General features: G+C 70.4%; 25 protein-coding genes, 1 tRNA gene and 1 pseudogene. 8 read left to right on the top strand and 19 right to left on the bottom strand.

The window, feature by feature from the left end; all coding sequences use genetic code 11:
• Positions 1-85: 85 nt before the first annotated feature.
• From Pdca_RS22810 to Pdca_RS22840, 8 genes are all read right to left on the bottom strand, one after another.
• Positions 86-1,354 (bottom strand): alpha-hydroxy-acid oxidizing protein, encoded by a 1,269-nt coding sequence (locus Pdca_RS22810; RefSeq protein WP_085915552.1) that lies wholly within the window; start codon positions 1,352-1,354, stop codon positions 86-88.
• A complete protein-coding gene (locus tag Pdca_RS22815) occupies positions 1,351-2,622 on the bottom strand; it encodes a cytochrome P450 family protein (protein ID WP_085915601.1) in 1,272 nt (423 codons plus the stop codon). The genes Pdca_RS22810 and Pdca_RS22815 overlap by 4 nt, the downstream gene beginning before the upstream one ends.
• 91 nt (positions 2,623-2,713) lie before the next feature.
• Entirely contained in the window at positions 2,714-3,676 is a 963-nt protein-coding gene (locus tag Pdca_RS22820) for an arsenic resistance protein (protein ID WP_085915551.1), read from the bottom strand.
• A gap of 100 nt (positions 3,677-3,776) precedes the next feature.
• The gene (locus Pdca_RS37815) at positions 3,777-4,016 is read right to left on the bottom strand and encodes a dihydrofolate reductase family protein (protein WP_307724071.1); all 240 of its coding nucleotides are present in this window, start codon (positions 4,014-4,016) and stop codon (positions 3,777-3,779) included.
• Positions 4,017-4,042: 26 nt separating this feature from the next.
• Positions 4,043-4,396, bottom strand: a complete 354-nt coding sequence (locus tag Pdca_RS37820; RefSeq protein ID WP_307724070.1) for a dihydrofolate reductase family protein — start codon at positions 4,394-4,396, stop codon at positions 4,043-4,045.
• Entirely contained in the window at positions 4,393-4,836 is a 444-nt protein-coding gene (locus tag Pdca_RS22830) for an SRPBCC domain-containing protein (RefSeq protein ID WP_373865528.1), read from the bottom strand. Before Pdca_RS22830 ends, Pdca_RS37820 begins: the two co-directional genes overlap by 4 nt.
• Positions 4,837-4,864: 28 nt before the next feature.
• Positions 4,865-5,179 carry an ArsR/SmtB family transcription factor gene (locus Pdca_RS22835; protein WP_373865527.1) on the bottom strand — a complete coding sequence of 105 codons (315 nt, stop codon included), beginning with the start codon at positions 5,177-5,179 and terminating at the stop codon, positions 4,865-4,867.
• Positions 5,180-5,277: 98 nt separating this feature from the next.
• A complete protein-coding gene (locus Pdca_RS22840; protein ID WP_085915548.1) occupies positions 5,278-6,480 on the bottom strand; it encodes an MFS transporter in 1,203 nt (400 codons plus the stop codon).
• A 124-nt stretch (positions 6,481-6,604) separates the two neighbouring features.
• On the opposite strand from Pdca_RS22840, the gene Pdca_RS22845 reads away from it, so the two are divergent.
• On the top strand, positions 6,605-7,183 hold the full coding sequence (locus tag Pdca_RS22845) for a P-loop NTPase family protein (protein WP_197719803.1): 579 nt from the start codon (positions 6,605-6,607) through the stop codon (positions 7,181-7,183).
• A gap of 72 nt (positions 7,184-7,255) precedes the next feature.
• On the opposite strand, the gene Pdca_RS22850 is transcribed toward Pdca_RS22845, so the two are convergent.
• Positions 7,256-7,807, bottom strand: coding sequence for a hypothetical protein (locus tag Pdca_RS22850; protein ID WP_085915547.1), 552 nt, complete (start codon positions 7,805-7,807; stop codon positions 7,256-7,258).
• Between the two features lie 310 nt (positions 7,808-8,117).
• On the opposite strand from Pdca_RS22850, the gene Pdca_RS22855 reads away from it, so the two are divergent.
• The 3 genes from Pdca_RS22855 to Pdca_RS22865 all read left to right on the top strand — a co-directional run bounded on the left by Pdca_RS22855 (position 8,118) and on the right by Pdca_RS22865 (position 10,816).
• Positions 8,118-9,662 carry a GMC family oxidoreductase gene (locus Pdca_RS22855; RefSeq protein WP_085915546.1) on the top strand — a complete coding sequence of 515 codons (1,545 nt, stop codon included), beginning with the start codon at positions 8,118-8,120 and terminating at the stop codon, positions 9,660-9,662.
• A gap of 67 nt (positions 9,663-9,729) precedes the next feature.
• Entirely contained in the window at positions 9,730-10,452 is a 723-nt protein-coding gene (locus Pdca_RS22860; protein WP_085915545.1) for an SgcJ/EcaC family oxidoreductase, read from the top strand.
• 55 nt (positions 10,453-10,507) lie between these two features.
• On the top strand, positions 10,508-10,816 hold the full coding sequence (locus Pdca_RS22865; RefSeq protein ID WP_085915544.1) for a VOC family protein: 309 nt from the start codon (positions 10,508-10,510) through the stop codon (positions 10,814-10,816).
• Between the two features lie 166 nt (positions 10,817-10,982).
• Here the strand turns inward: Pdca_RS22865 and Pdca_RS22870 are convergent, their stop codons facing one another.
• The 3 genes and pseudogenes from Pdca_RS22870 to Pdca_RS22880 form a co-directional block, all read right to left on the bottom strand.
• A complete protein-coding gene (locus tag Pdca_RS22870; protein ID WP_269462812.1) occupies positions 10,983-11,402 on the bottom strand; it encodes a RidA family protein in 420 nt (139 codons plus the stop codon).
• Between the two features lie 139 nt (positions 11,403-11,541).
• Positions 11,542-12,421: pseudogene (locus tag Pdca_RS22875) on the bottom strand (IS5 family transposase).
• Positions 12,422-13,226: 805 nt separating this feature from the next.
• Positions 13,227-14,369, bottom strand: coding sequence for a PDDEXK-like family protein (locus Pdca_RS22880; RefSeq protein WP_125911526.1), 1,143 nt, complete (start codon positions 14,367-14,369; stop codon positions 13,227-13,229).
• 363 nt (positions 14,370-14,732) lie between these two features.
• On the opposite strand from Pdca_RS22880, the gene Pdca_RS38065 reads away from it, so the two are divergent.
• Positions 14,733-15,200 carry a MerR family transcriptional regulator gene (locus tag Pdca_RS38065; protein WP_085913413.1) on the top strand — a complete coding sequence of 156 codons (468 nt, stop codon included), beginning with the start codon at positions 14,733-14,735 and terminating at the stop codon, positions 15,198-15,200.
• 263 nt (positions 15,201-15,463) lie between these two features.
• Here Pdca_RS38065 and Pdca_RS22890 read toward each other — a convergent pair whose 3' ends face one another.
• On the bottom strand, positions 15,464-16,075 hold the full coding sequence (locus Pdca_RS22890) for a TetR/AcrR family transcriptional regulator (RefSeq protein WP_158092187.1): 612 nt from the start codon (positions 16,073-16,075) through the stop codon (positions 15,464-15,466).
• Between the two features lie 188 nt (positions 16,076-16,263).
• On the opposite strand from Pdca_RS22890, the gene Pdca_RS22895 reads away from it, so the two are divergent.
• Positions 16,264-17,076, top strand: coding sequence for a crotonase/enoyl-CoA hydratase family protein (locus Pdca_RS22895; protein WP_085913415.1), 813 nt, complete (start codon positions 16,264-16,266; stop codon positions 17,074-17,076).
• Between the two features lie 371 nt (positions 17,077-17,447).
• Here the strand turns inward: Pdca_RS22895 and Pdca_RS22900 are convergent.
• A tRNA-Asn gene (locus Pdca_RS22900) sits at positions 17,448-17,519 on the bottom strand.
• A 174-nt stretch (positions 17,520-17,693) separates the two neighbouring features.
• Between Pdca_RS22900 and Pdca_RS22905 the strand changes: the two genes are divergently transcribed.
• The gene (locus Pdca_RS22905; RefSeq protein ID WP_085913416.1) at positions 17,694-17,894 is read left to right on the top strand and encodes a hypothetical protein; all 201 of its coding nucleotides are present in this window, start codon (positions 17,694-17,696) and stop codon (positions 17,892-17,894) included.
• Between the two features lie 45 nt (positions 17,895-17,939).
• Here Pdca_RS22905 and Pdca_RS22910 read toward each other — a convergent pair whose 3' ends face one another.
• The 4 genes from Pdca_RS22910 to Pdca_RS22925 form a co-directional block, all read right to left on the bottom strand.
• The gene (locus Pdca_RS22910) at positions 17,940-18,455 is read right to left on the bottom strand and encodes a hypothetical protein (RefSeq protein ID WP_085913417.1); all 516 of its coding nucleotides are present in this window, start codon (positions 18,453-18,455) and stop codon (positions 17,940-17,942) included.
• On the bottom strand, positions 18,452-20,317 hold the full coding sequence (dnaG, locus tag Pdca_RS22915) for a DNA primase (RefSeq protein WP_085913418.1): 1,866 nt from the start codon (positions 20,315-20,317) through the stop codon (positions 18,452-18,454). The genes Pdca_RS22910 and dnaG overlap by 4 nt, the downstream gene beginning before the upstream one ends.
• A 10-nt stretch (positions 20,318-20,327) precedes the next feature.
• On the bottom strand, positions 20,328-21,281 hold the full coding sequence (locus Pdca_RS22920; RefSeq protein WP_085913419.1) for a DMT family transporter: 954 nt from the start codon (positions 21,279-21,281) through the stop codon (positions 20,328-20,330).
• A 94-nt stretch (positions 21,282-21,375) separates the two neighbouring features.
• Entirely contained in the window at positions 21,376-21,621 is a 246-nt protein-coding gene (locus Pdca_RS22925) for a hypothetical protein (RefSeq protein ID WP_085913420.1), read from the bottom strand.
• A gap of 136 nt (positions 21,622-21,757) precedes the next feature.
• Between Pdca_RS22925 and Pdca_RS22930 the strand changes: the two genes are divergently transcribed.
• Complete coding sequence (locus Pdca_RS22930) at positions 21,758-22,117, top strand: helix-turn-helix domain-containing protein (RefSeq protein ID WP_085913421.1); 360 nt, start codon at positions 21,758-21,760, stop codon at positions 22,115-22,117.
• 179 nt (positions 22,118-22,296) lie between these two features.
• Here the strand turns inward: Pdca_RS22930 and Pdca_RS22935 are convergent, their stop codons facing one another.
• Entirely contained in the window at positions 22,297-22,887 is a 591-nt protein-coding gene (locus Pdca_RS22935; RefSeq protein ID WP_085913422.1) for a carboxymuconolactone decarboxylase family protein, read from the bottom strand.
• Between the last annotated feature and the right edge of the window lie 6 nt (positions 22,888-22,893).

Raw genomic sequence — 22,893 nt, forward strand, 5'->3', positions numbered from 1 at the left:
TGTCCGGAGCCCCAGGATGACCCCCGTCACTCCCGCCGGAGTGTACGAAAAGTTGACACCTTGGCGACGGCACGCCGATCCGGTGTCACCTGCCGCGCTCCCGGATCTCGATCCCGGCCGGTGTCGTCGCCCCGGCCAGCCCGCACACCAGGTCCAGCTCGGCAATCACGTTCGCGATCACCTGCTCGACACCGCAGGCTCCCTCGAGCGCCAGGCCGTGCACGAACGGCCGCCCGAGCAGCACGGCGCGGGCGCCGAGCCGCAGCGCCGTCGCGACGTCCGCACCCGTGCGTACGCCGCTGTCGAGCAGCACCGGCGCACGTCCGGAGATCGCGTCGACGACACCGGGCAGCGCGTCCAGCGAGGCGATCGCGTGGTCGACCTGGCGTCCGCCGTGGTTGGAGACGATCACGCCGTCGGCACCGGAGTCCAGCGCGCGGCGGGCGTCGTCGGGATGCAGGACGCCCTTGACCAGGATCGGCAGCCTGGTGCGCGCACGCAGCCCGGCCAGGTCGTCCCAGGACAGCCGGGGCCGCGAGTAGACCTGCAGGAACGTCTCGACCGCTGCCCGCGGCACCGGTGAGCGCAGGTTCCCCCAGAACGGGCCGGGCGCGTTGCGGGTGATCTCGACGAGCGTCCGCAGGGCCTGCGGGGTGACCTTCGGCGCCGGCCCGGACCGCGGCCGGGCCAACCGCTCCTGTACCAGCCCGCGGAAGACCGGGTCCGAGGTGTACTGCGCGATGCCGATCCCGCGGGCGAACGGCAGGTGCCCCAGGTCGAGATCGCGGGGCCGCCAGCCGAGCATCGTGGTGTCCAGGGTGACGACGACGGCCTCGCAGCCGGCCGCCTCCGCGCGGCCGAGGAAGCTGTCGACGAGCTCGTCGGAGGTCGACCAGTAGAGCTGGAACCAGGTCGGGCCGCCGCCGGCAGCGACGATCTCCTCGGTCGGCGCCCCGGCCTGGTTGCTGATCACCATCGGGATACCGGCGGCCGCGGCCCCCCGGGCCACCGCACGATCGGCGCCGCGCCGGACGAGATCGAGTGCGCCGATCGGGGCGAGCAGCAGCGGAGCCGGCAGCGTGCGGCCGAACAGCTCGGCCGACAGGTCCCGGTCCCCGACGTCGCGCAGCACCCGCGGCACGAACTCCCAGCGGGTGAACGCCTCCCGGTTCGCCCGCACCGTCGTCCCGCCACCGGCCCCGCCGGTCACGTAGGCGTCGGCGCGCCTGCCCATCGCCCGCCGCCCGCGGCGTTCCAGCTCGTCAGGTCCGGTGGGGACGCGCGGCCGGGTGCCGACGACACCGTCGGTGTAGATCCGTTCCTGCCGCGCCCGCCCCGGCGCCGGCCCGCTCACCTGGCCGCCGGTCCCGTTGCGGATGCTCCCGTGGCCGCCGGTCCCGTTGCGGCCCCGGCCGGCGCATCCAATCTGACCGGCAACCGGGTGCGGCCGTGGATCAGCGTGCTCATCCGGTGCGGGCCGGGTTCGCCGGCGAGCCGCAGATCCGGGAACCGGGCCAGCAGGGTGCGGAAGGCGATCTCCCCCTCCAGCCGGGCGAGCGGGGCGCCGACGCAGTGGTGGATGCCGAAGCCGAAGGCCAGGTGGCCGGACGGGTCGCGCTCGACGTCGAACCGGTCCGCGTCCGGCCAGCGCTGCGGGTCGCGGTTCGCCCCGAGCAGCGAGACGAGCACGAACGCGTCGGCCGGGATCGTCGTGCCGGAGTACTCGACCGGCTCGGTGGTGAACCGGAAGGTCGCCAGGTTGACCGGCCCGTCGTAGCGCAGGATCTCCTCGACGGCGGCGGGCACCCGGTCCGGGTCGGCGCGCAGCAGGGCCAGCTGCTCCGGGTCGCGCAGCAGCGCGAGCGCTCCGTTGCCGATCAGGTTCACGGTCGTCTCGTGCCCGGCGACGAGCAGCAGGAACGCCATCGCCGTCGTCTCGCCGGGGCTCAGCGAGTCGCCGTCCTCGGAGGCGCGGACGATCTCCGAGAGCATGTCGTCCGCGGGATGGGCGGCCTTGTCCTCGACGAGCTCGGAGAGGTAGGTCGCCATCGCGGCGGCGGCCGCGCCTCGTTCGGAGTCCCCGGCGGCGGAGAGAAGGGTGTTCGACCAGGTGCGGAACTCCTCGCGGCGGTCCGGCGGGACGCCGAGGATCTCGCAGATCACCGTCATGGGCAGCGGGAACGCGAACGTGTCGAGCAGGTCGACCTCGGGCCCGGAGGCCGTCATCGCGTCGGCGAGCTCGGTGGCGATCTGCTCGATGCGGGGTCGCAACCTGCCGATCGCCCGCATCGTGAACGCCCGCCCGACCAGCTTGCGCAGCCGGGTGTGGTCAGGCGGGTCGGCGTTGAGCATGTGCCCGACCAGCGACTCGGCCAGCTCTCTGGCCGGTGGCCCGGACTCCTGACGGGCCAGCAGCTCGGGGATCCTGCGGGCGTCCTTCGCCAGCCGCGGGTCGTTGAGCGCGGCGCGGGCGTCGGCGTAACGGGTGATCATCCAGAAGGCCACGCCGTTCGGGCCGATCGCCCGGGTGACCGGCCGCTCGGCGCGCAGCTCGCGGTAGAGCTGGTCCGGGTCGTCGAAGAACTCCTGGTCGAGCACGAGCGGTTCGGTGGTGTCTGTCATCGTCGGTTCCCCCCGGTTCCGCAGCGGGCCGCCGGCGTGCGCCCCGCCCACGGCCGAGCGTGGCACAGTCCGCGACGCACGTCGTCCGGAATCAGCGCCCGGCCGCCGCCGGGCGCACCCGGACCAGCTGGGCGACCAGCGCCAGCACCGGCAGCTCCAGCAGCGGCCCGGCGACCAGTGCGAGCGCGATCAGCGGGCGGTCCGGGAACGCGGCGACCGCCACCGCCAGCGCGATCGGCGAGTTCCGCGCGGTGACGACCATCGTCAGCGTCACCCGCTGGTCCGCGGGCAGTCGCAGCACCCGGGCGGTACCGGTCGCGAGCAGCGGAAGGAGCACGAAGAACACCGCCAGCGGGGCGAGCAGTGCGAGCAGCTCACCGGCGTGCCCGACGACGGTGCGTGCCTGCCAGGCGAACATCGCCAGCACCGCGACATACAGCATCGGCAGCACCAGCCGGGACGCAGGCCCGACGACGACCCGGTCCCGCCAGGCGGCGCCCCGGCGGCGCCGGGCGAACACCCGCAGGCCGGTCGCCAGCAGCAGCGGGACGACGAGCACCAGCAGCACCGACTCGGCGAGGGTGCCGGCGTCGACCATCGCCGCCTGCCCACCGAGCAGCAGTACGTACACCGGCAGCAGGGCGAGTTGCAGCACCAGATTGACCGGGAGCAGTGCCGCGGCGATGCCGGTGTGCCCGCGTGCGGTCGCGGTGAAGATCAGGTACCAGTCGGTGCACGGTGTCACCAGGAGCAGCAGCAGGCCGATCCGCAGGTCCGGCTGGTCACCGAGCAGCCCGGCGCCGAGCGCCCACGCCAGCAGCGGGGTGAACACGAAGTTGAGCAGCATGCTCGCCGTGACCACGGCCCCGGCGCGGCGTACCTCCCCGATCCGGCCCGCGTCCATCTGCACGAAGACCGCGGTGACCATGACCAGCAGTGCCGGGAGCACGAGATGCCCGGCGAGCTCACCGACCGGGAGCAGCAGGCCCAGCCCGAGCCCGGCCAGCGCCGCGAGGGTGACCAGCACGCTCTGCAGCCGTTCGGCGAACGACAACGGCCGTCGCCCCCCACTGTCAGCCGAGCAACACGAGATCACCAAGCCTAGACCGGACCGACGACGAAGCCCGATCCGCGTTCGCACGAGCCAAGGGAGCTCAGGAGGGCGAGGTCGCTCCCTGGTAGTCGGCGAGTGGCGCGGCGCCGGTGACGTCGTACTCGAGTACCGCGATCCCCGACGGCGTGCGGCGCTGCTCGACGAGCCGGAGGCCGACGTCCGACCTTCCGGCGAGCAGGCGTCGTCCCCGGCCGAGGATCACCGGCGCGACGGCCAGCCGGAGCGTGTCGACGAGACCGGCGTCCAGCAGCGACGCAGCGAGCCGGGCACTGCCGTGCACCTGCAGTTCCCGTCCCGGGGCGGCCTTCAGACCGCCACCGTCTCCGCGATGTCGCCACGCAGGATCGTCGTCGGGTTCCAGTCGCCGCGGTCGAGCGTGTCGCTGACGACGTACTTGGGCAACGCGTTCATCCGGACGGTGAAGGGATCGGGTTCGGCGATCCCGGGCCAGTCGCGGGCGAACGCCGCATAGGTGCGGCGCCCGAGGAGGAGCCCGTCGGCGAGGTCCAGCCACCGCGACGCCTGTTGCACGAAGTCCTCGTCGAGGTGGGGGACGAACCAGCCACCGCGGGTGAACCCGCCGCCGGGGTCCTCCGCCACCGATCCCGGCCCCTGGGAGACGCCGTCGAGCGTGACGAACTGCGTGATGACGATCTTCATCCGGCAGCGTGCTCCTCGACCAGCGACGCCAGTGCGCCGGTGACCGAACCCCAGCCCTCGAAGAATCCGAGCTCCTCGTGACGATCACGATCGAGGGGATCACCGTGCCGCACGATCACCCGGTAGTCCGTGCCGTCGCCGCAGTCGGAGAGCGTGATCTCGGCGACCATCGGTACGGGGGCGGGTACGGCGGGACGCCAGGTGCTGTCGACGGCATTGGTGAACACGAGCCGATCGCAGGGTTCGACGATCAGGAAGATCGAGTCCGTGTGCGGGACGAATGCGGTCCCGTCGTCGCTCAGACTCGTGACGAAGGCGCCGCCGGGCCTGGCGTCGAGACGATCGACGCGCGCGACCGCCGGTGCCGGCACCCACCACTGCCGCAATCGGGCCGGGTCGGTCCAGGCCTGCCAGATCGCCGAGCGTGGAGCGCGGATCACGCGCTGGATCGTGAGGTCCAGGCGGGGATCAACCGTTGTCATCGGTACTCCTGTGATCGCGGACGAAGTCTTCGAGGCGGTCGGTCCGCCGCTCCCAGAGCTCACGCTGCTCGGTGAGCCAGTCATCGACGAGCGCGAGACGGTCGCGGTTGAGCGTGCAGGTGCGCACCCGCCCGGACTTGCGGGTGCGGATCAGGCCACTGACCTCCAGCATGCGCACGTGCTTCATGAACGACGGGAGCGTGATCGCGAACGGCTCGGCGAGCTCCCCCACGCTCGCCGAGCCCCGGCCGAGGCGGCGGATGACGGCTCGCCTGGTCGGGTCGGCGAGCGCGACGAACACGCCGTCGAGCGGTGCATGCTTAGCCACATGGAAAAGTATGCGGTCGACGAAACACTTAGCGCAAGAGCAAAGTGTGGAGGCCCGGTCAGCGGGCCCGGTCAGCGGCGCGGGACGGTCCCGAGGGCCAGCCCCGCCGCGAGCAGGGCGGCGACGCCGAGCAGCACGAACACCTGGGGGTAGCCACCGAGCGGACCGGCCAGGGCGGCGCCGGCCCACGGCGAGATCGCGACGGCGACCATCACCGGTGCCGACGCGATCCCGTTCAGCCGCCCGTAGACGCGCGGGTGCCAGCGGTCGGACAGCGCGGTGGCCTGCAGCAGGGTGAACATCCCGCGGGCGGCACCGGCGAGCAACGCCGCGGCGAGCAACGCCCCGGCCGGGCCGGGCAGCGCGGCGAGCAGCAGGGTGGTCACCGCGAGCGCGGCCATGATCCCGCATGCACGGCCGCGGACCGTGCTGTGTCCGGCCAGCGGGCCGTACCCGAGGCGGCCGAGCAGCTGGCCGATCCCGCCGAGACCGAGCGCCCAGGCCGCGAGGCCGGTGGACAGGCCGCGGTCGAGCAGCAGCGGGACCTGGTTGACCGCGACCGCGAACGAGGTGAAGGCGCCGAGCGTGACCGTGACGGTGGTCAGCACGAAGTGCCTGCTGCGCAGGATCCGGGCCGGGTCGTCGTCGACGAGGCGGGTCGTGCTTCCGTGCGGGACGGGATCGGCGACCGGATCGGGCCACGGCCCGCGCAGCCCGAACAGGTGCGCCGGGATGCACACCACGGCCAGGATCCCGGCGAGCACCAGGTAGGTGCCGCGCCAGCCGAACGGTTCCAGAAGCGCGGCGGCCAGCGGGGCGAACACCGTGCTGGCCAGCCCGGCGACCAGGGTCAGGCCGGTCAGCGCCCGCACCCGGTCGGCGCCCCACCAGCGGGTCAGCGCCGCGAACGCGGGCGGGTAGAGCGTCGCGGCCTGGGCGACGCCGGCGAGCAGCCAGGCGGCGACGAACGCCGGATACGACCCGGCCGTGGCGATCAGCAGCGTCGCCGGGACCGCGACGACCGATCCGGCCGTCATCACCCAGCGGGGGCCGTGCCGGTCCAGCAGCCGCCCGACCGGGATCCCGACCGCCGCCGACACCAGCAGCCCCGCGGAGAACGCCGCGGTGACAGCCGGGACCGACCAGCCGGTGTCCGCGGCGATCGACGGCGCGAGTACCGGGAAGGCGTAGTAGAGCGCTCCCCAGCTGGTGATCTCGGTGACGCACAGCACCAGCAGCACCCGCCACCGTCCGTACCGGGACAAGCCGTCCATGCCCGCAACGATGCCCGGGCGCTGCGCGGGCCACAGGACCGGTACCGGTGTGGCGGTGCACCGCGGCACAGTCGCCCCGGGCCGCTGCGTCTCGGCGCGCAGCGGTGACGGCTAGGCTCGGCGAGTGCTCGGGTACGACGCGCACCTGCCCCACCGGCCGCGCCGGATCGCCGTCGCCGGGGTGTCGGGGTCGGGGAAGACCACCCTCGCCGCCCGGATCGCAACGCTCACCGGTGGGCCGCACACCGACATCGACGGGCTCTTCCACGGCCCCGGCTGGACGCCACGGGAGTCGTTCCTCGACGACGTCCGCGCGCTCGTGGCCGCCGACGCCTGGACCACGGAGTGGCAGTACCGCACGGCGCGGCCGCTGATCGCGCAGCACGCCGATCTGCTGGTGTGGCTCGACCTGCCGTTCTGGACGACGACCTTCCCGCGGGTCCTGCGGCGGACCCTGGGCCGGCGGCGGCACCACACCGTGCTGTGGAACGGGAATGTCGAGCCGCCGCTGCGCACCCTGTTCACCGATTCCGAGCACATTCTCCGCTGGGCCGTTTCGACCCGGCGGAAATACGCCGATCAGGTTCCCGCGATCGCCCGCGAGCTGCCTTCTCTCACCGTCGTCCGGCTCCGTTCGGCGACCCAGGTCGAACAGTGGATCACCGGTCCACTGCGGAATGCGGTGCACCGGCACCGGGAATGAGCGCTGTCGCATGCGCGAGCGCCCCACCTCGGGACGAGGTGGGGCGCAGTGCTGTCGATCAGCCGCGGTCGATCAGCCGCGGTACTCGAGCGTCCCGGTCACCGATCCGGGCTGGGCCGCCTCGGTCGCCGTGATCACGGCGGTCAGCCGCTGGTTCCCCCCGGAGGGGATCGTCCGGTCGAGGCCGGTGGTGGCGCCGACGATCCAGCCGCCGGGCAGGTTCAGGTTCGCGGCGCCGACGGCCAGCGCGACGTCACCGGTGTTCTTGACATTGATCATGATCGTGCATTCGCCACCCTGAATCGGCTGGGTGGAGGCGTTGCCGCCGTTGGCGGCCGGCTTCGACAGCTTCGGGTTGAAGGTCAGAGTCGTCGAGTCCTCGGAGACCGTGATGTCCGAGCAGTCGAGGTTCGATCCGTTCGCGGCGTTCGCGTCCACGTCGACGGACACCTTGTTCGCCACCCCACCGCCGTTGCCGCCGGATCCGGTGCCGGGCACATTCGTCACCGACGCCTGGCCGGAGATACTGGTGGACAGCAGGATCGCGGCGACAGCGACGCCGGCGGCGAAGGTGACGAGGAATCCGACGATTCCGCCGACGATCTTCTTCGAACGCGAGGACATGGGAACTCCGATTCGGGGAACGAGCCGCCCCGGCGAATCCGCGGCGGTGTTGCCCGGTTCATCGGGGACGACAGGGCGTCGTTAACCCGGATCCCGGTGGATACACAACTCTGAGTAAACGTCCGACGCTCACCGATCCGAAAGCAACCCGGACAGTGCGCCACGACCGGGCTCTCGCCGCGAAAGGATCCGCAGCGCCCCGGTACCGGCACGCCGGGTGACAGCCGTCACACTGCCCGGGTCTTGAGTGTGCCGCAGCGGCACGCCGTCTCCTGTCGACCGGGGGACGAGCACGACAGAGGAGCAGCAGATGTACGACATCATCGTCGTCGGTGCGGGATCCGCGGGAGCAGCGGTCGCAGCACGGCTCACCGAGGACGACGGCCGGCAGGTGCTGCTGCTGGAGGCCGGCCCGGACTACCGCTCGGCCGAGGCGTCCGAGGAGCTGCGCAGTGTCGAGCCGGGGAAGATCGGGCTGACGGTCCAGCTCGCCGCCACCCACACCTTCCCGGACCTGACCGCGACGAGATCGTCGGCGCAGGAACCGAGGCCCTACATCCGGGGCCGCGGGGTGGGCGGGAGCTCCGCGGTCAACGGCCTGTTCGCGATCCGCGCCACCGTGGAGGACTTCGACGGCTGGGCCGCCCACGGTGCCATCGGCTGGGGGTACGACGACGTCCTGCCGCTGCTCAACAGACTGGAGAACGACCAGGACTTCGCCGGCGAGCGCTACCACGGCGGGGACGGGCCGATCCCGGTCGTCCGGCCGAAGCGCGAGCACCTCGCCACCGTGGAGTCCGCCGTCGACCGGATCACCGAGCGGCTGGGGCACCCCTGGGCGCCCGACCACAACGCACCCGGCTCGACCGGCGTGTCCCCGTACGCCTACAACAGCTTCGGCACCGAGCGCGTCTCGACCAACGACGGGTACCTCGAACCGGCCCGCGACCGGCCCGGCCTGCACGTCGTGGGCGGCGCGCTGGTCGATCGGGTGCTGTTCGAGGGCGGTCGCGCCGTCGGCGTGAGCGCGATCGTCGACGGCGAGCCGATCGAGTTCCGGGCGACCGAGATCGTGCTGTCCGCCGGGGCCGTCCACTCCCCCGCGATCCTGCAGCGATCGGGCGTCGGCCCCGCGCCGGAGCTCCGAGGGCTGGGCATCGACGTCGTCGCGGATCTCCCGGTCGGACACGGCCTGCAGGACCATCCCGGCATCTCCCTGGCGCTCGGCCTGAACGAGCCGGCCGACTACCGGGGACTGCCGGAGCGCGGCCAGCTCTGCGTGCGGTTCACCACCGGGGTCGGCGACGAGCCCAACGACGGGATGCTGGCCACGCCCGGCGCGCTCGGCATCGGGCTCCCGATGGCCGGGATCCTCGGCTGGGTGAACCGGGTCAGCTCGACCGGCCGCGTCCGGATCGCCGGCACCGACCCGGCGCTCGATCCGACGGTCGATCTCGACATGCTGTCCGATCCCGGCGACCTGCTCCGGTTCCGGGCCGTCACCGACGAGCTGCGGGCGATCGCCGCCCAGCCGGAGCTGCAGAAGATCGCCGGTTTCCTCGCGCTCGGGGCCGAGCTCGTCGCACCCGACACGGTCATGTCGGACAGCGAGTTCGCCCGGTTCGCCCTCGCCAACGTGATCGACACCGTGCACGCGTCCGGCTCCTGCCGGATGGGTTCGCCGGACGCCCCGGACGTCGTGGTCGACCCGGACGGCCGGGTGCTCGGCGTCGACGGTCTGCGGGTCGCCGACGCCTCGATCTTCCCGTGGGTGACCCGGGCCAACACCCACCTGACCGCCGTCCTCGTCGGCGAGAAGATCGCCGACTCGATCCGGCACGGGAGCGCCACCTGAACCGGCCCGACAGCACCGTGCGCGAGCTCGTCGGCCCGCAGGGGGCCATGCACTGCTCATCGGCGCGGTGGCCGGGCTGCTCGAATCCGCGGCGAGCCGGATCGAGGACGGGCTCGGGCTCGGGCTGACCTCCTCGGCCGGCGGCCGGACCCGTGGCAGCTCCCGCAGGGCCCCGGCGGCGATCCGGCTGCCGTTCAGCGCGTCCGCACGGGTTCATTGCATTCGCACGGGGTCCGATCCCGTGCGGATGCGCCGAACCCGTGCGAACAGGACCATGCGGGGAGGCGGCGGCCGGTCAGGCACCCGATCGCTCGCAGGTGTGCTCCAACCCGCGTCGTCCCGCACCGTGGTCGGGGGACGAATCCCGCGCTACGAACGTGGTTCCGCGCCGGCCCGTCGCCTGCGAAAACGCCGGACGACCGCGATGCCGGCGATGCCCGCACCGAGCATGAGCGGCGTCAGAGCGACGCCTGCGGGTTCAGATCGCGATCCGGTCCTGGTGTTGATGGCCTGCAGGACGCGACGCCTCATCGGACTGGACGAGATCGCCGAGTTCACTCGGCGGGTACTCCCCGGAGCGATGGAGAACGGCACCGTCGAGTACCGCGTGGAGCACGTCCGCTTCGTGACGCCGGACATCGCCCTGACCGGCGTGGCCCAGCAGTACCTCGATGCTGCGGGACAGCCGCTGGAGCCACCTGCGCTGGGGAGTCCCAGCTACGTCTGGCAGCGCACCGATGGCACCTGGAAGATCATCATCGCGCAGAACACGACGTTCAGCTCCACATAGTCGCGGCAGACAGACTGTTCCCCGACGGGCCACCCCCAGCCGTAGGGGCAGAGGCATGGCCGACAACGCATCGTCACTCTCGCCGGTCCTTCACTACGACGATACCGAGACGGCGCTTCGCTTCCTCGTGGATGTTGTCGGGTTCCGCGAGGCCGTGATTGTCAGAGACGACGGTGGCGACGTCGTTCCGCCGAACTTCGGTGGCCGGGTGGTGGCGCGCTCCTCTTCGGCAGGACAAAACATGTTGACGGGGTCCACTCCGGCCTTCGAGCTGCCGCGCTGTACCTCGTCACCGATGATGTGGACCCCGTGTATGAGCGAGTACGACAGGCAGGCGGGGAGGTCGTTCAGCCACCACACGTGACCGAGTTCGGTTTTGGTGGGCCCACTTACCAGCTACGGCAATCCGCTGGCATCGCGGTGACAACAACCCGTCGTCGATCCTGCAACGCCGCCCCTTCTCGCACGACTGGGCGAAGGCGGACCAAGGCGGCTCACTTGCCGCGCAACGACACCGCTGTCGCACCCCATCAGTGAGTCACCACTGCGGTCGCGTCGATCTCGATCAGAAGTCCGGCCTCGAACAGTGCGGCGACCTGCACTGCTGTGCTGGCCGGGCGACGATCCGCCGCGATGAAGGTGTCCCGCACCTCGCGAAGCACCGGAATGTCGGAAACATCAGTCAGATAATAATTGAGCTTCACGATATCGGAGTAGTGCGCCCCCGAGGCTTCGAGCGCCCTACCGAGATTGATGAACGAATACGTCGCCTGTTCCCGGAAGTCATCGAGCCCCACCAGAGTGCCGGCCGGGTCGAGAGCCACCTGGCCGGAGATATGGACAGTACGCCCAGAGTTGAGAGCAGCCACGGCATGACTGTACGAGTTGCCCGTACCGTGAAGAGTGGCAGGCTGGAAATATTCGATGGTCGAATCGCCGTGGTCAGACACTACTCACCCCTGGACTGTTGCAACATTAGAATAATTCCGCTGCGGCAACGCTACCAGTACCGGCAGACTCTGGGCGGGGGATTCGCATCGATCTGATCCCACTGAGAGCGTGTTTGAGAAGATCAAGTCGCGGGTGTGATCATGTACTTCTGTTGCCGGGCGGCCGGGGTGCCGCGGGCGAGGCGGCGGGTGATGGTGTTGATCGCCGCCCAGCGGATCATGGCCTCGGACACGGCGGGGTCGCGTTCGTAGTCTCGGGCCAGACGCCGGTGCGCGGTGAGCCAGGCCAGGGTCCGCTCGACCGCCCACCTGCGCGGCAGGACGGCGAATCCGCGCTGCTCAGGCGGTTTGCGGACGACCTCGACCGTGGTCCGCAGGATCGAGGTGGCCCAGTCGAGCAGGCGGCCGGCGAACCCGGCGTCGGCGAACACGAAGCGCACCCTCGTGCGCAGGTAGAGGTCGAGCAGGATCGACTTGGCGCCGTCGCGGTCCTGGACCGACGCCGAGCACACCATCGTCGTCAAGAGCAGGCCGAGGGTGTCGGTGATGATGAACCGCTTCCGACCGTTGACCTTCTTTCCGGCGTCGTATCCACGTGTGTCCTGTCCGACGGTGTCGGCGCCGCGCACGGACTGGGAGTCGATGATGCCCGCGCTCGGCTCCGGGTCGCGGCCCTCGTCGGCGCGCAGCTGTCCGCGTACGACCGGCAGGATCTGTTCGGTGACCTTCTGCTGCTCCCATCGGTTGAAGTACCAGTACACGGTCTGCCATGGCGGGAAGTCCGCAGGCAGAGCACGCCATGCGCACCCCGCGCGCACCACGTAGAGGATCGCGTCGACCACGTCCCGGCGTGGATGCTTCTCCGGCCGCCCACCCGATCCGGCCTCGGGCAGGAGCGGCTCGATCAACGCCCACTGGGCATCGCTGGTGTCCGAGGGATACCGCCGCTTACGCCGAGCCACCCATCCACGATGGACCACACCGGCGCCCGGACCACGCAGACACGCCGGCCTTCTCAAACACGCTCTGAGTGACGGAGACAAGCGCTGATGCGCCACGTCATCGCGACGATGGCCATTCCGTTCCCGTTGGTGGCGAATCTGTTCACGACTTCAAGGAGGCCCTGACGGGCGGCGCCGCTGCCCTCCCGCCTATCGGCTTGGGGCCGGCGATCGCGCGCACGCTTGACGCTGCGGACCAGCTCGACACGCCGAGGAGCCACCTTGCCGGATCGACCGATGGAGCGGCCACGAGCAGGGTCCGCCCGCCCGAGTGCGACCACGCGACGCGAGCCGGGGCGGAGGCCGGGGAGCGGGGGACATGCTCCGGAAGGCTGGGGCGGGTCGAGAGTACCGGGGGTCCGGAATCCGACGACCTCGAGGTGTGAGCATCAATGGTGCTGCGCAGCGGCTACGCCGGCGGCCTCCGAGGGTCATTGACCCTGAGCCCTCGGGCCCTTGTCAGGTGCGCGGCGCGGAGGCGGGGAGCGAACCCGGCCCCATCGCTCGGGGCGAGCTCTGCATCAGTTGCTCGTCGACCCTGCCGTCGAGCTGTGCTGATCCGTGCCGCTACCTCGATCGACGTGGATGCTGTCACCGTGCTTGTCACGGCTCTCTTCGCCGAGGACGCCGGTACCTGAGATCCGCACACTTGCGCCGATCAGTGGCGCGCAGCAGTGGATACAAAGGCACCTGCTCTCAGGCACGCCGTACGTAGCGACCTGGAAACTTATTTGACGCTCAGTCAATCTGATCGCCAGAACTCACCACCTCACCCGTCGAAGCCAGATCTCGCCCGCCTCATCTATGACCAATCCAGTATTTCCTACTCATCTTGACAGTCGATTTTTCCGCTCCCACCTGTGCTAACCAGCGCTTCCCTGAGCATATATTTCAGAGTGAACCGACACAACGCCTCGACTTGTCGCCGATCAACCATCGTCATGTCTAACTGAAAGAGCAGTGCAAGTCGCCGCCCCCTGTCGTGTAAAAATGCAGAATAGTGGGACCTCTCACCGTTCTCGATCTCCACACGAGCACGTCGAGCCTCGGTGCGGCAATATTCACGCGCGAATCCATCGTGACGCTTCTTCGTCGAGAGCGCCTCGGCAAGCTCCCCAAGGTCAGCCGCAACTAGTCCGCGTTGGATATGCGTGCACGTGACTCGCTCGGCCAGTTCCATCATTAATTCATGCGCAATAACACGAGCCTCGTACACAGTCCGACCCTCGACCGCCTCAACTTCTATACACGGGCGGAATGACCAGGGGCCGCCTGATCCACGACGAGCATTCTCTCTGACGTTGACGCCCAGCCATGTTCCGTGCTTCCCACAAGGGTGCGGCGCCCAGAACATGAACATCGCGTTGCCTCCGCGAGTGGTCCGCCAGGCGCCGGCCGAGGAATCTGGAGGATCCTCCGAGAGCCGCAGATTCTCGGCTACCCGGCGAGTGAAAACATCGGGCGAGGATCGGCCACGTGCAATCCCGATTCGTCCGTCTGCCTCGCTGTCCCAGAGATGCAATACGTTGGATATCTCACCGGCAAGCCAGCGACCGTGCTCATTGCTACTGCCGATCGCAAAGGCGGCGAACAATTCGCTCAAGCTGACGCAGGTCCAAGACAATGGCGCGAGTCGGTCTCCATCAAGTGTACAAAGAAACCGACGAGGCAGTTGCTCGAGCGACTCCACCCAGCCGTCGTAACGACCCAACTGGTCGCCGTGGATGTCCGCCGACGTCTTCATTTCCAGCACTGCGACCGGTCGTCCGTCTTCATGAAGTTGAAGTACTAGATCTATACTTCCGCCTTTTACTCCTACTTCCCTCCGCGCCCGGACCGGCCCACTCCCCAGGCCTAAGTACTCTCGGATCGGAGAATCGTCGATTTCAATCAGCCATGCGAGCAGGTCGCTTACCCGGCTTTCGTGCGCGAGCAAGCGCGCCAGCGCCTCTGACTGCAACATCACGCTACCGATGATGCACCGTCTCCCAGCTCGCCGCTGACCAAAGTTGGCCGCTGGACAGAAGCACGTGGCCGGAGTATTGATGACCCACGCCGCCACGGGCCAGAGCCACTACAGGGTGCAGTTGGATGCCCTAAACCCGCGGAGACAAGATCCACTACTCCGGCGGCGCCAACTCGGGCTCTTCATAGTGGGCTGGGCGGTAGGTGACCCTGGCGGAAGAAAGTGCCTCGTGCCCAGGCAAGACAGAGCTTGTCGAGGGCCATGTCCGCCGCGGTCCGGGGGCCCTTTCCGCGTGTCTGCTCCCGGCCTACGGCCACGCAGGGGCTCGGCAGATCATATAGCTGCTGAACGACAAGCGAACCGATGAGGTGCTCGCCGTGCTCGACCGAAGCCACGTCGAGTTGCTCGTGGACCGACCGGCAGGCCCTGGACGCGATCGAACAGGCGTTGACGGAGCTGACTCGCGCAGCGGACGACGTAACGGCTCTCGCGCCGGGCACGATCGGAGCCCTGGCCCACCGGCTCGGCGTGCGTCCCGCCACCTTGCGGCGCTGGGAAAGGGCCCAGCTGCTGCGGCCGGGCCGAGACCGGACGACCGGATACCGGATCTACGGACCCGCCGACACCCGAGACGCACACATCGTTCACCAGCTACGGCGCAGCGGCTACCTTCTCGCGCAGATCAGGCCGTTGCTCGACGAGTTGCGCGATACGGCCTCGTCCCGCTCGGCTGCATCAGCACTGTCCGCACGCCGAGACAGACTCGGTGCTCGCGCACGAGCGATGCTCCACGCGTCTGCCGAGATCGAACGCCTTCTCCACGAGCAGTGAGATGTTCTCAGTAGTCGGAGCTCCGGGGGACACGCCGAGCGTGGTGAGACGATCAACGCCGGCGCGGGACCCGGCACCCTCAGTCTCGACAACCCGGACCGATGATCCTCCGCTCGTGAGGATCGTACTGCGGAATGGCGTTGCCCCGTCGCCCGTCGTCCAATCGGCACACGTTGTCGCCGGTACGGCTTCCCCCGAGTTGGACGTCGTCGAGGATTGCCAGTCGATGCCGGCGTCGGTCTCGCCGCGAGGCTGGTGCAGCGTCAGGCCCCCTCTGCGCAGGCGAAGATCGCGGCGCGACTCATCCGGACCACACACTCTGCGAGCCCATCGCCGACCAGCTTTTCGCCGTCAGGGGAGAGCGGTCGAACCAGAGCTTCGGTCATGATCCCGACGACCGCGGCGGACGACAATGCGACGTCATGCTCGGGAACCTCCCCCTGCGCGGTCGCGGAACGCACGAGTTCCGCGAGCACCACCCGGAATTCCTCGCGGAACCGCAGTCGCTGCTCGTCCACCGCGGGTCCGGCGGGCTCGAACAGGAGCGCGAAAGCGAGCGGGCCGGCACTGAGCGAGCGTTCACAGAACACGCGCACCGCGATCGACAGACGCCCCATTGCGCTGGTCTCCACCGCCTCGCTCTCACGCCGCATCACCTCCAGCTCGCGGGCGACCATGCGTTGGTAGATCTCGGCGAACAGCTCGACCTGGGACGGGAAGTGCGAGTAGATCGAGCCCACGCCGACCCCGGCACGCACAGCGATCAACGACATCTGGGCCGCACGAAATCCGGTCTCCCGCAGAAGTTCGATCGCCGACTCGACGATGCGTTCGCGAGCCGCGTCGCGCCTCTTCGCCGCTGCTGTCCGTGCCATCGGTCGGTCGTCCTCGCTTTCTCGCCCGTCGCCGCGCGGTCGCCTGCGCCGGCCCGTCCAGTCTTCACCCCGACCACCGCCGGAGGACATCGGGAGGCCGTGGGCGATTGACACGTTCTGAATCTCGAATCTAGATTCAGTCCCTGTCCGCGCCGCGCGCTCGACACGTCGGGGCAGGGAGGCAACACATGATCAGGACCGAGAAGGCCGACGACGTCTGGACGATCGTCCACAGCCGGTTCGACGAAGCCCGCAACGCGATGGACCCGGCCAGCGCCGACGCGCTCGTTGAAGCCATGCTGGAGTTCGACGCCGACCCGACCGCGTCGGTGGCCGTGCTGTGGGGCGAGGGCGGTGCGTTCTGCGCCGGATGGGACCTCAAGTTCGCGAGCACCCTGCAGGACCGCGACTCGTTCCAGCAGCAGATCGTCGAGGACCTCGGGTTCCCCAGCGGCGCGAACCGGGCTCCGCGCGGCCCACTCGGGCCCACCCGTCTCGAACTGTCCAAGCCGGTCATCGCCGCAGTCGAGGGGCCGGCCGTCGCCGGGGGCATGGAGCTGGCCATCTGGTGCGACATGCGCGTCATGGCCGACGACGCCTACTTCGGCGTCTACTGCCGCCGCTGGGGCATCCCCCTGCTCGACGGCGGATCGGTCCGGCTCCCCCGCCTGGTCGGCCAGGGCCGGGCCATGGAGATCATCCTGACCGGACGACAGGTCCCGGCGGACGAGGCGTACCGGATCGGGCTGTGCGAGAAGGTCACCGCGTCCGGCGGCGCACGCGCCGAGGCCGAGGCGCTGGCCCGCGAGATCGCCCGTTTCCCGCAGGCGGCCGTGCGAGCGGACCGTCGGTCGGCCATCGAGAGCTACGGATTACCGATCCGGGACGCGATGCGACGCGAGTGGTCCAACGGAGTCGAGGCCCACTACAAGGAGGGCGCCGCCGGGGCGGGCCGGTTCGCGAGCGGCCGGGGCCGGCACGGCGACTTCGCCGCCATCTGAGCGTCGCCCAGATGTCCGGTGGTTCGGCCCGACCCCTGTGTACCGCCCCGAGGTCGCGGCGTGCTGATGGACACGGACGGGCGAGCACGTCCGCGAATCTGCAAGCTGGGCCCGAAGCGGTACCGGGCCCGGACGCGGTTCCGCGACCACGACGGCTGCATCCGGCACCTGGAGCGGGTGGGGACCATCTCGGCCACTCGAAGATCTCGATGACGCAGGGCTTCTCCTTCGGCCGCAAGGTGGCCACGACCGGAGCCGAGGAGATCCTGGAAGTCTTCGGAAAGACATCGACCCCCGGAACCCATTAGTGGGGGTTTCCTGGGGGTCGATCTTGATTCACTACCGGGTCACGTCACTGACCTCGGGAAGTGCTCCTCCGATTGGACTCGAACCAATAACCGCCCGATTAACAGTCGGGTGCTCTGCCATTGAGCTACGGAGGACCGTTCGTGTCGCCCGAACCTTCGCCCTGGCGACAGACAGAACTCTACAACACGCTCCGGAGCGCCTCGGCAACCCCCCGTTCGGCAGCCGTTCCCGCAGGTCGGCCCGGTGTCCGGGTGCCACACGGCCGCAGCGGGGGTTCCGGGTACGGTCGCGGTCGGGAGGTGAGGGGAATGGTCAGGTTCCTCGTGGGAGTTGCCGTCGGGTACGTCCTCGGCACCAGAGCCGGGCGTGAGCGCTACGAGCAGCTGGTCCGCGCCTATCACCGTGCAGCGGACCATCCGGCGGTCCAGGGCGCAGCGGGCATCGCGCAGGCCGGGGTGGAGAGCGCCGTCGGCAAGATCGGCGGAGAGCGCCGCAACGACGGCGACTGATCCGCTCGGGGGCGGTGAGCCGGGGCTCGTCGGGCGGAGCCGGGCTCACGGGCTCCCGGGCAGTCGCTGCGCGAGCCCTTCGGCGAGCCGGCGGGCCGCCACCGGATCGGTGCCGGCGTCCGGACGCACCTGCAGCACCAGTCCGTCCTGTCCGGGGACCTTGCGCTGGAGCACCCAGGCCCCTCCCCCCGGCAGATCGCGGCGGTTGCGCGTGCGGATCGACTGCGTGACCCGCTCGTGTACAGCCTGCGGCACCTTCCCCGGCTCGGACAGCCGGTACCGGATCGGCCGGGCGTCGGTCAGGAGCTCCACGGCGCCGCCGATCGGTTCGGCGACCGTCGGCGTGACCACCAGCGAGGTCTTGTCCCAGGCGGCCTTGGCGATCTCGTGCCAGCCGATCCGTTCGCCGGACGGCGGCCACACCCCCCACGACGTGACGACGAGCATCCCGCCGCCGGACACCTCCGCCGTCGCGACGACGGCCTCCTCGTCGGCGAGATTGTCCGCGACCGCGTCCGGTACCGGATCACGCCCGAACAGCCGCCCCCAGAGTCCCTTCACGACGCCACCCCCGAAGCCTGCTCACGAAGCGCGATCCGGTACTGCTCGAGCGGGACGAGCACACCGAACAGCTCGTTGTACTCCTCGAAGTCGGTGGTCGCGTTGGTCCGCTGCAGCTGCGACTTCAGGTCGGCGATCTCGCGCTCGACCAGGCCGAGCCGCACCCCGGCCAGGACGCCGTTGACGTAGCGCACCTCGTCGGTGTTCCGCTTGGGCAACTCGAGATCCTCCACCGCCATCTCGCTGACCAGCCGCTTCACGTCCTCGGTCGCGATCTCCGCGACGACGGCGTCGAGCCACTCCGGGCCGTCCAGCCCGGCCTGGACCCCGCCCGCGGCCATGATCGCCCGGTGCACGGCGGCGAACTGCGGATGCGTGAACCCGGCCTCGGGCAGCTCGTCGAACCCGGGCCCGACGACGCCGGGGATCTGCAGTGCCGCCTTCAGCGCCTCCCGCTGGAGGTGCAGCTGAGTGTCGCCGCGCCCCGGCGCGGCCGGGGCCTCCCGGCGCCGGGAGCGGCCCTCGACCGGCGCTCCGGCCGTCTCCCGCACCCGCCGGACGACGACGGCGATGTCGTCCCAGCCGACCCAGCCGGCGAGCCGGCGAGCGTACTCGTCCCGCAGGTCCTCCCGCCGGATCCGGGCGACCAGCGGGACCGTGCGCTGCAGGGCCGCGACCCGTCCCTCGGCCGAGGTCAGGTCGTGCGAGCGCAGCTCGGTACGGATCGCGAACTCGAACAGCGGCTCGCGGCGGGCGACCAGGTCCTTGACCGCGGCGTCGCCGTGGTTGTTGCGCAGGTCGCACGGGTCCTGGCCGTCGGGGGCGACGGCGACGAAGGTCTGCGCCGCGAAGCTCTGGTCGCCCTCGAAGGCCTTCATCGCGGCGCTCTGACCGGCCGCGTCACCGTCGAAGGTGTAGATCACCTCGCCGCGGTCGAACGAGTCGTCGCCGATCAGCCGGCGGATGACCGAGATGTGCTCGGAACCGAAGGCGGTCCCGCAGGACGCGACCGCGGTCGGCACCCCGGCCAGGTGCATCGCCATCACGTCGGTGTAGCCCTCGACGACGACGACCTGCCGCGACTTCGCGATCTCCCGCTTGGCCAGGTCGAGGCCGAACAACACGTGGGTCTTGCGGTAGACCGGCGTCTCGGAGGTGTTGAGGTACTTGGCCTCGATGCCGTCGTCGTCGAACAGCCGGCGGGCGCCGAAGCCGACCACGTCGCCACCGAGGTCGCGGATCGGCCAGAGCAGCCGCCGGTGGAACCGGTCGATCGCGCCGCGCCTGCCCTCCTTCGAGATCCCCGACTTGATCAGCTCCTCGAGCTGGAAACCCAGCCCGAGCAGGTGTTTGGTGACGGTGTCCCAGCCCGCCGGGGCGTAGCCGCAGCCGAACGTCTCGGCCGCGGCGTCGTCGAACCCGCGCTCGCCGAGGAACTGGACGGCGGCCCGACCGGCCGGGGTGCGCAGCTGCTCGGCGTAGAACTCCGCCGCTTTCTTGTTGATCTCCAGGAGGCGGCTGCGGGTGCCGCGGTCGCGCTGCACCGAGGAGCCGCCGCCCTCGTAGGTGAGTCGCAGACCGCACCGGTCGGCCAGCCGCTCGACCGCCTCGGGGAAGCCGACCATCTCCATCTTCATGATGAAGTCGATGACGCTGCCGTGCTCGCCGCAGCCGAAGCAGTGGAAGGTGCCGTGCGAGGGCCGGACGGTGAACGACGGCGACTTCTCGTCGTGGAACGGGCACAGACCCTTCAGCGAGCCCGCCCCGGCGCGGCGCAACGCCACGTACTCCTCGACGATCTCCTCGATCCGAGTGCGGTTGCGGACCTCGGTGATGTCTGAGTCCCGAATCCGTCCCGCCACGGGGCCGATTCTAGGCGCGTCGGGTCAGTGCGGTGGGACGGCGGTCCCCGCCGGCACCGGTTCGGTGCCGCGTGCCGGCCGGTCCCGGCCCCAACCCCCCGGGGAACCTGCCGAGGCCGACGAACATCCCGACCAGTGCGATCGCCAGGCCGAGCAGCGCCTGCGGGGTGAGCGGCTCGCCGAGCACCGGGACCGCACCGAGCGCCGTCGTCGCGGGAACCAGGTTCAGCAACGACGACACGTACACCGTCGACCGCATCCGCAGCAGCAGGAACATCAGCACGAACGCGCCCGCCGAGTTGATCACCCCGAGCCAGCCGACCGCGAGCCAGCCGCCGAGTGTCGGCGGCAGCCAGGCCACCCCGAGGAACGGGAACACGGCCAGCGTGGCGACCAGCGACGTCGCCATCTGCACGACGACGCTCGTCACGACGGGGGTGCGGTCGTTGAACCGCTTCTGATAGAGCGTCCCGGCGGTCAGCGCGAGCATGCCGAACACCGGGAAGACGACGCTCCAGCCGAGCCCGCCGCCCAGGTCGTCGGCCAGCACGACGTAGACGCCGGTCGCTCCGATCAGCAGCCCGATCACCGGCGCGACGCCGAGGCGGGTCGCCAGCAGCAGCGGGGTGAGCAGGCCTACCAGCAGCGGTGCCATGCCGAGGATCAGGCTGGACAGTCCGGCGGGCACGCCCGCGGCGAGCCCGGAGTAGACGAACGAGAACTGTCCGACCTGCAGCAGCAACGCGGTGACCGCCAGGTGCAGCCAGGCCCGCCCGACCGGGAGTGCCGGCCGCAGTACGGCCGCGGCGGCCAGCATCACGGCCAGCGCGATCACGAACCGCCACAGCAGGACCGCCGGCACCTCCAGGTACCCGGTGGCGATCTTGCCCGCGATGAACCCGGACGCCCAGAGCGGGACGAACAGCACGCTCAGTGCGGGCACCAGCCAGCGGGAACGGGGCACGCCCCCACTTCATCGACTTGCCGACGAGGTGGCAACCCGGGGAGACCAGGGCCTCACCCGCACGGGCGGGTGAGGCCGGACCGGCCCCCTGCGGTCAGGACGCGCCGACCCCACGGTCGGCTCCCGAGCGGTCCCGCCGGGCCGCGGACCACTCGTAGTACATGGTCAGCACGGCACTCGTGAGCGGCACCAGCAGCAGAGCCCCCACCACCCACACGACGTCCTGACCCCGGTCGATCCGCTCGGCCGGGGTGGCCGCCCCGGCGACCACCCACAGCACGGCGGCCGCGGCGGCCACCACGAGCAGCCCCGGCAACACCAGCCGCAGCAACCTGTCCATCCCTCCTCCTCGTCGTCCCACCGGCGGGCACACCGACCCGCTGCCACATCGGGCACATCCACTATCTACAGTTGTAGACGTAGATTTGTGCCTCCGGCAACCTCACTTCTGCCGGTCGGCAGGAGAGGACGGGTGCATGGGACTGGACCGGCTCGACGACCCCGACTACCCGTCGATGGCCATGGGTGAGGCCGCCCGCGTCCTCGACGTCGAGCCGGCGTTCCTGCGGAGCCTCGACACCGCGGGGATCGTGCGCCCGCACCGGTCGGCGGGCGGCCACCGGCGCTACTCCCGCCGTCAGCTCGAACATGCGGCCCGGCTGCGCGAGCTGCTCGACGACGGCCACTCCCTGGAGTCGGCGTCCTGCATCGACCGGCTCCGCTCCGACCTGACCGCCAGCGAGTCCCGGCTCGACGCGGCGCACGCCGAGGTCGACCGCCTGAAGGGCGAGATCGACCACCTCGGCGAGCGAGCCGCACCCGACCGACACTCGTGAGTGCCGACGCTCCACCGCCCCGACGTGAGACATCGAGCGAATCGGGAAGGGGCAGGAGACGGCCGACCGGGCCCCGGCTTCGCCGAGACGACCGGCGACCGGCGACCGGCGACCGGCGACCGGCGACCGGCGACCGGAAAGGATGGCCGCCACCGGGCGGACCGGTCCGTCGTCGGGATCTACGGCGGACCGGCCCCGTCCACGCTGCGGTGACCGGGCGGGACCGCACACGCCGCATCGAACCCCTGGTCGGTGATCCCGAGTGCGTGGTTGGCGCGGGCGCGCATGTTCTCGACCGCGATCATCTGGGTGAGCTCCACGAGCCCGGCGCGGCCGAGCTCCCGTTCCAGCTCCGCGACCTGGTCGTCGGTGACGGTCATCGGCTGCGCGGTCATCGCGTCGGCGTAACCGATCGCGAGCCGCTCGGCACGGCTGAAGAGCGGGCTGGTGGCGTATTCGTCGATGTGCGCGAGCCGGTCCACGTCGAGACCGGACAGCCGCTGCAGCATGGTGCCGAAGTCGACGCACCACGAGCAGCCGACGACGGTCGCCGTCCGGTAGACGGCGATCTCCCGTACACCGGCCGGGAGCAAGGTCGCGGCGCGCTCCCAGCCCAGCTCACTGACCACCGACGCCCAGAACAGCCTGCGGTGGTGGCGCCCGACGGCGAACGGCTCCGGCACCGATCCGTACCGGCGGCGGGCGATGCGGTAGGCGAGCCGGCCGAACGGGCCCGCCTCGGCGGCGGTGACGGCGGGGATGCGGGGCACGATGTC

This window comes from Pseudonocardia autotrophica, from assembly GCF_003945385.1.
In the GTDB taxonomy this organism is placed as follows: domain Bacteria; phylum Actinomycetota; class Actinomycetes; order Mycobacteriales; family Pseudonocardiaceae; genus Pseudonocardia; species Pseudonocardia autotrophica.

Bases quoted from the DNA above. Each gene is read 5' to 3' on its own strand.
- Pdca_RS22815 (WP_085915601.1), bottom strand. From the start codon at position 2,622: ATGACAGACACCACCGAACCGCTCGTGCTCGACCAGGAGTTCTTCGAC.
- Pdca_RS37820 (WP_307724070.1), bottom strand. From the start codon at position 4,396: ATGAAGATCGTCATCACGCAGTTCGTCACGCTCGACGGCGTCTCCCAG.
- Pdca_RS22840 (WP_085915548.1), bottom strand. From the start codon at position 6,480: ATGGACGGCTTGTCCCGGTACGGACGGTGGCGGGTGCTGCTGGTGCTG.
- Pdca_RS22850 (WP_085915547.1), bottom strand. From the start codon at position 7,807: ATGTCCTCGCGTTCGAAGAAGATCGTCGGCGGAATCGTCGGATTCCTC.
- Pdca_RS22855 (WP_085915546.1), top strand. From the start codon at position 8,118: ATGTACGACATCATCGTCGTCGGTGCGGGATCCGCGGGAGCAGCGGTC.
- Pdca_RS22865 (WP_085915544.1), top strand. From the start codon at position 10,508: ATGGCCGACAACGCATCGTCACTCTCGCCGGTCCTTCACTACGACGAT.
- Pdca_RS38065 (WP_085913413.1), top strand. From the start codon at position 14,733: ATGAGGTGCTCGCCGTGCTCGACCGAAGCCACGTCGAGTTGCTCGTGG.
- Pdca_RS22890 (WP_158092187.1), bottom strand. From the start codon at position 16,075: ATGGCACGGACAGCAGCGGCGAAGAGGCGCGACGCGGCTCGCGAACGC.
- Pdca_RS22895 (WP_085913415.1), top strand. From the start codon at position 16,264: ATGATCAGGACCGAGAAGGCCGACGACGTCTGGACGATCGTCCACAGC.
- Pdca_RS22905 (WP_085913416.1), top strand. From the start codon at position 17,694: ATGGTCAGGTTCCTCGTGGGAGTTGCCGTCGGGTACGTCCTCGGCACC.
- Pdca_RS22925 (WP_085913420.1), bottom strand. From the start codon at position 21,621: ATGGACAGGTTGCTGCGGCTGGTGTTGCCGGGGCTGCTCGTGGTGGCC.
- Pdca_RS22930 (WP_085913421.1), top strand. From the start codon at position 21,758: ATGGGACTGGACCGGCTCGACGACCCCGACTACCCGTCGATGGCCATG.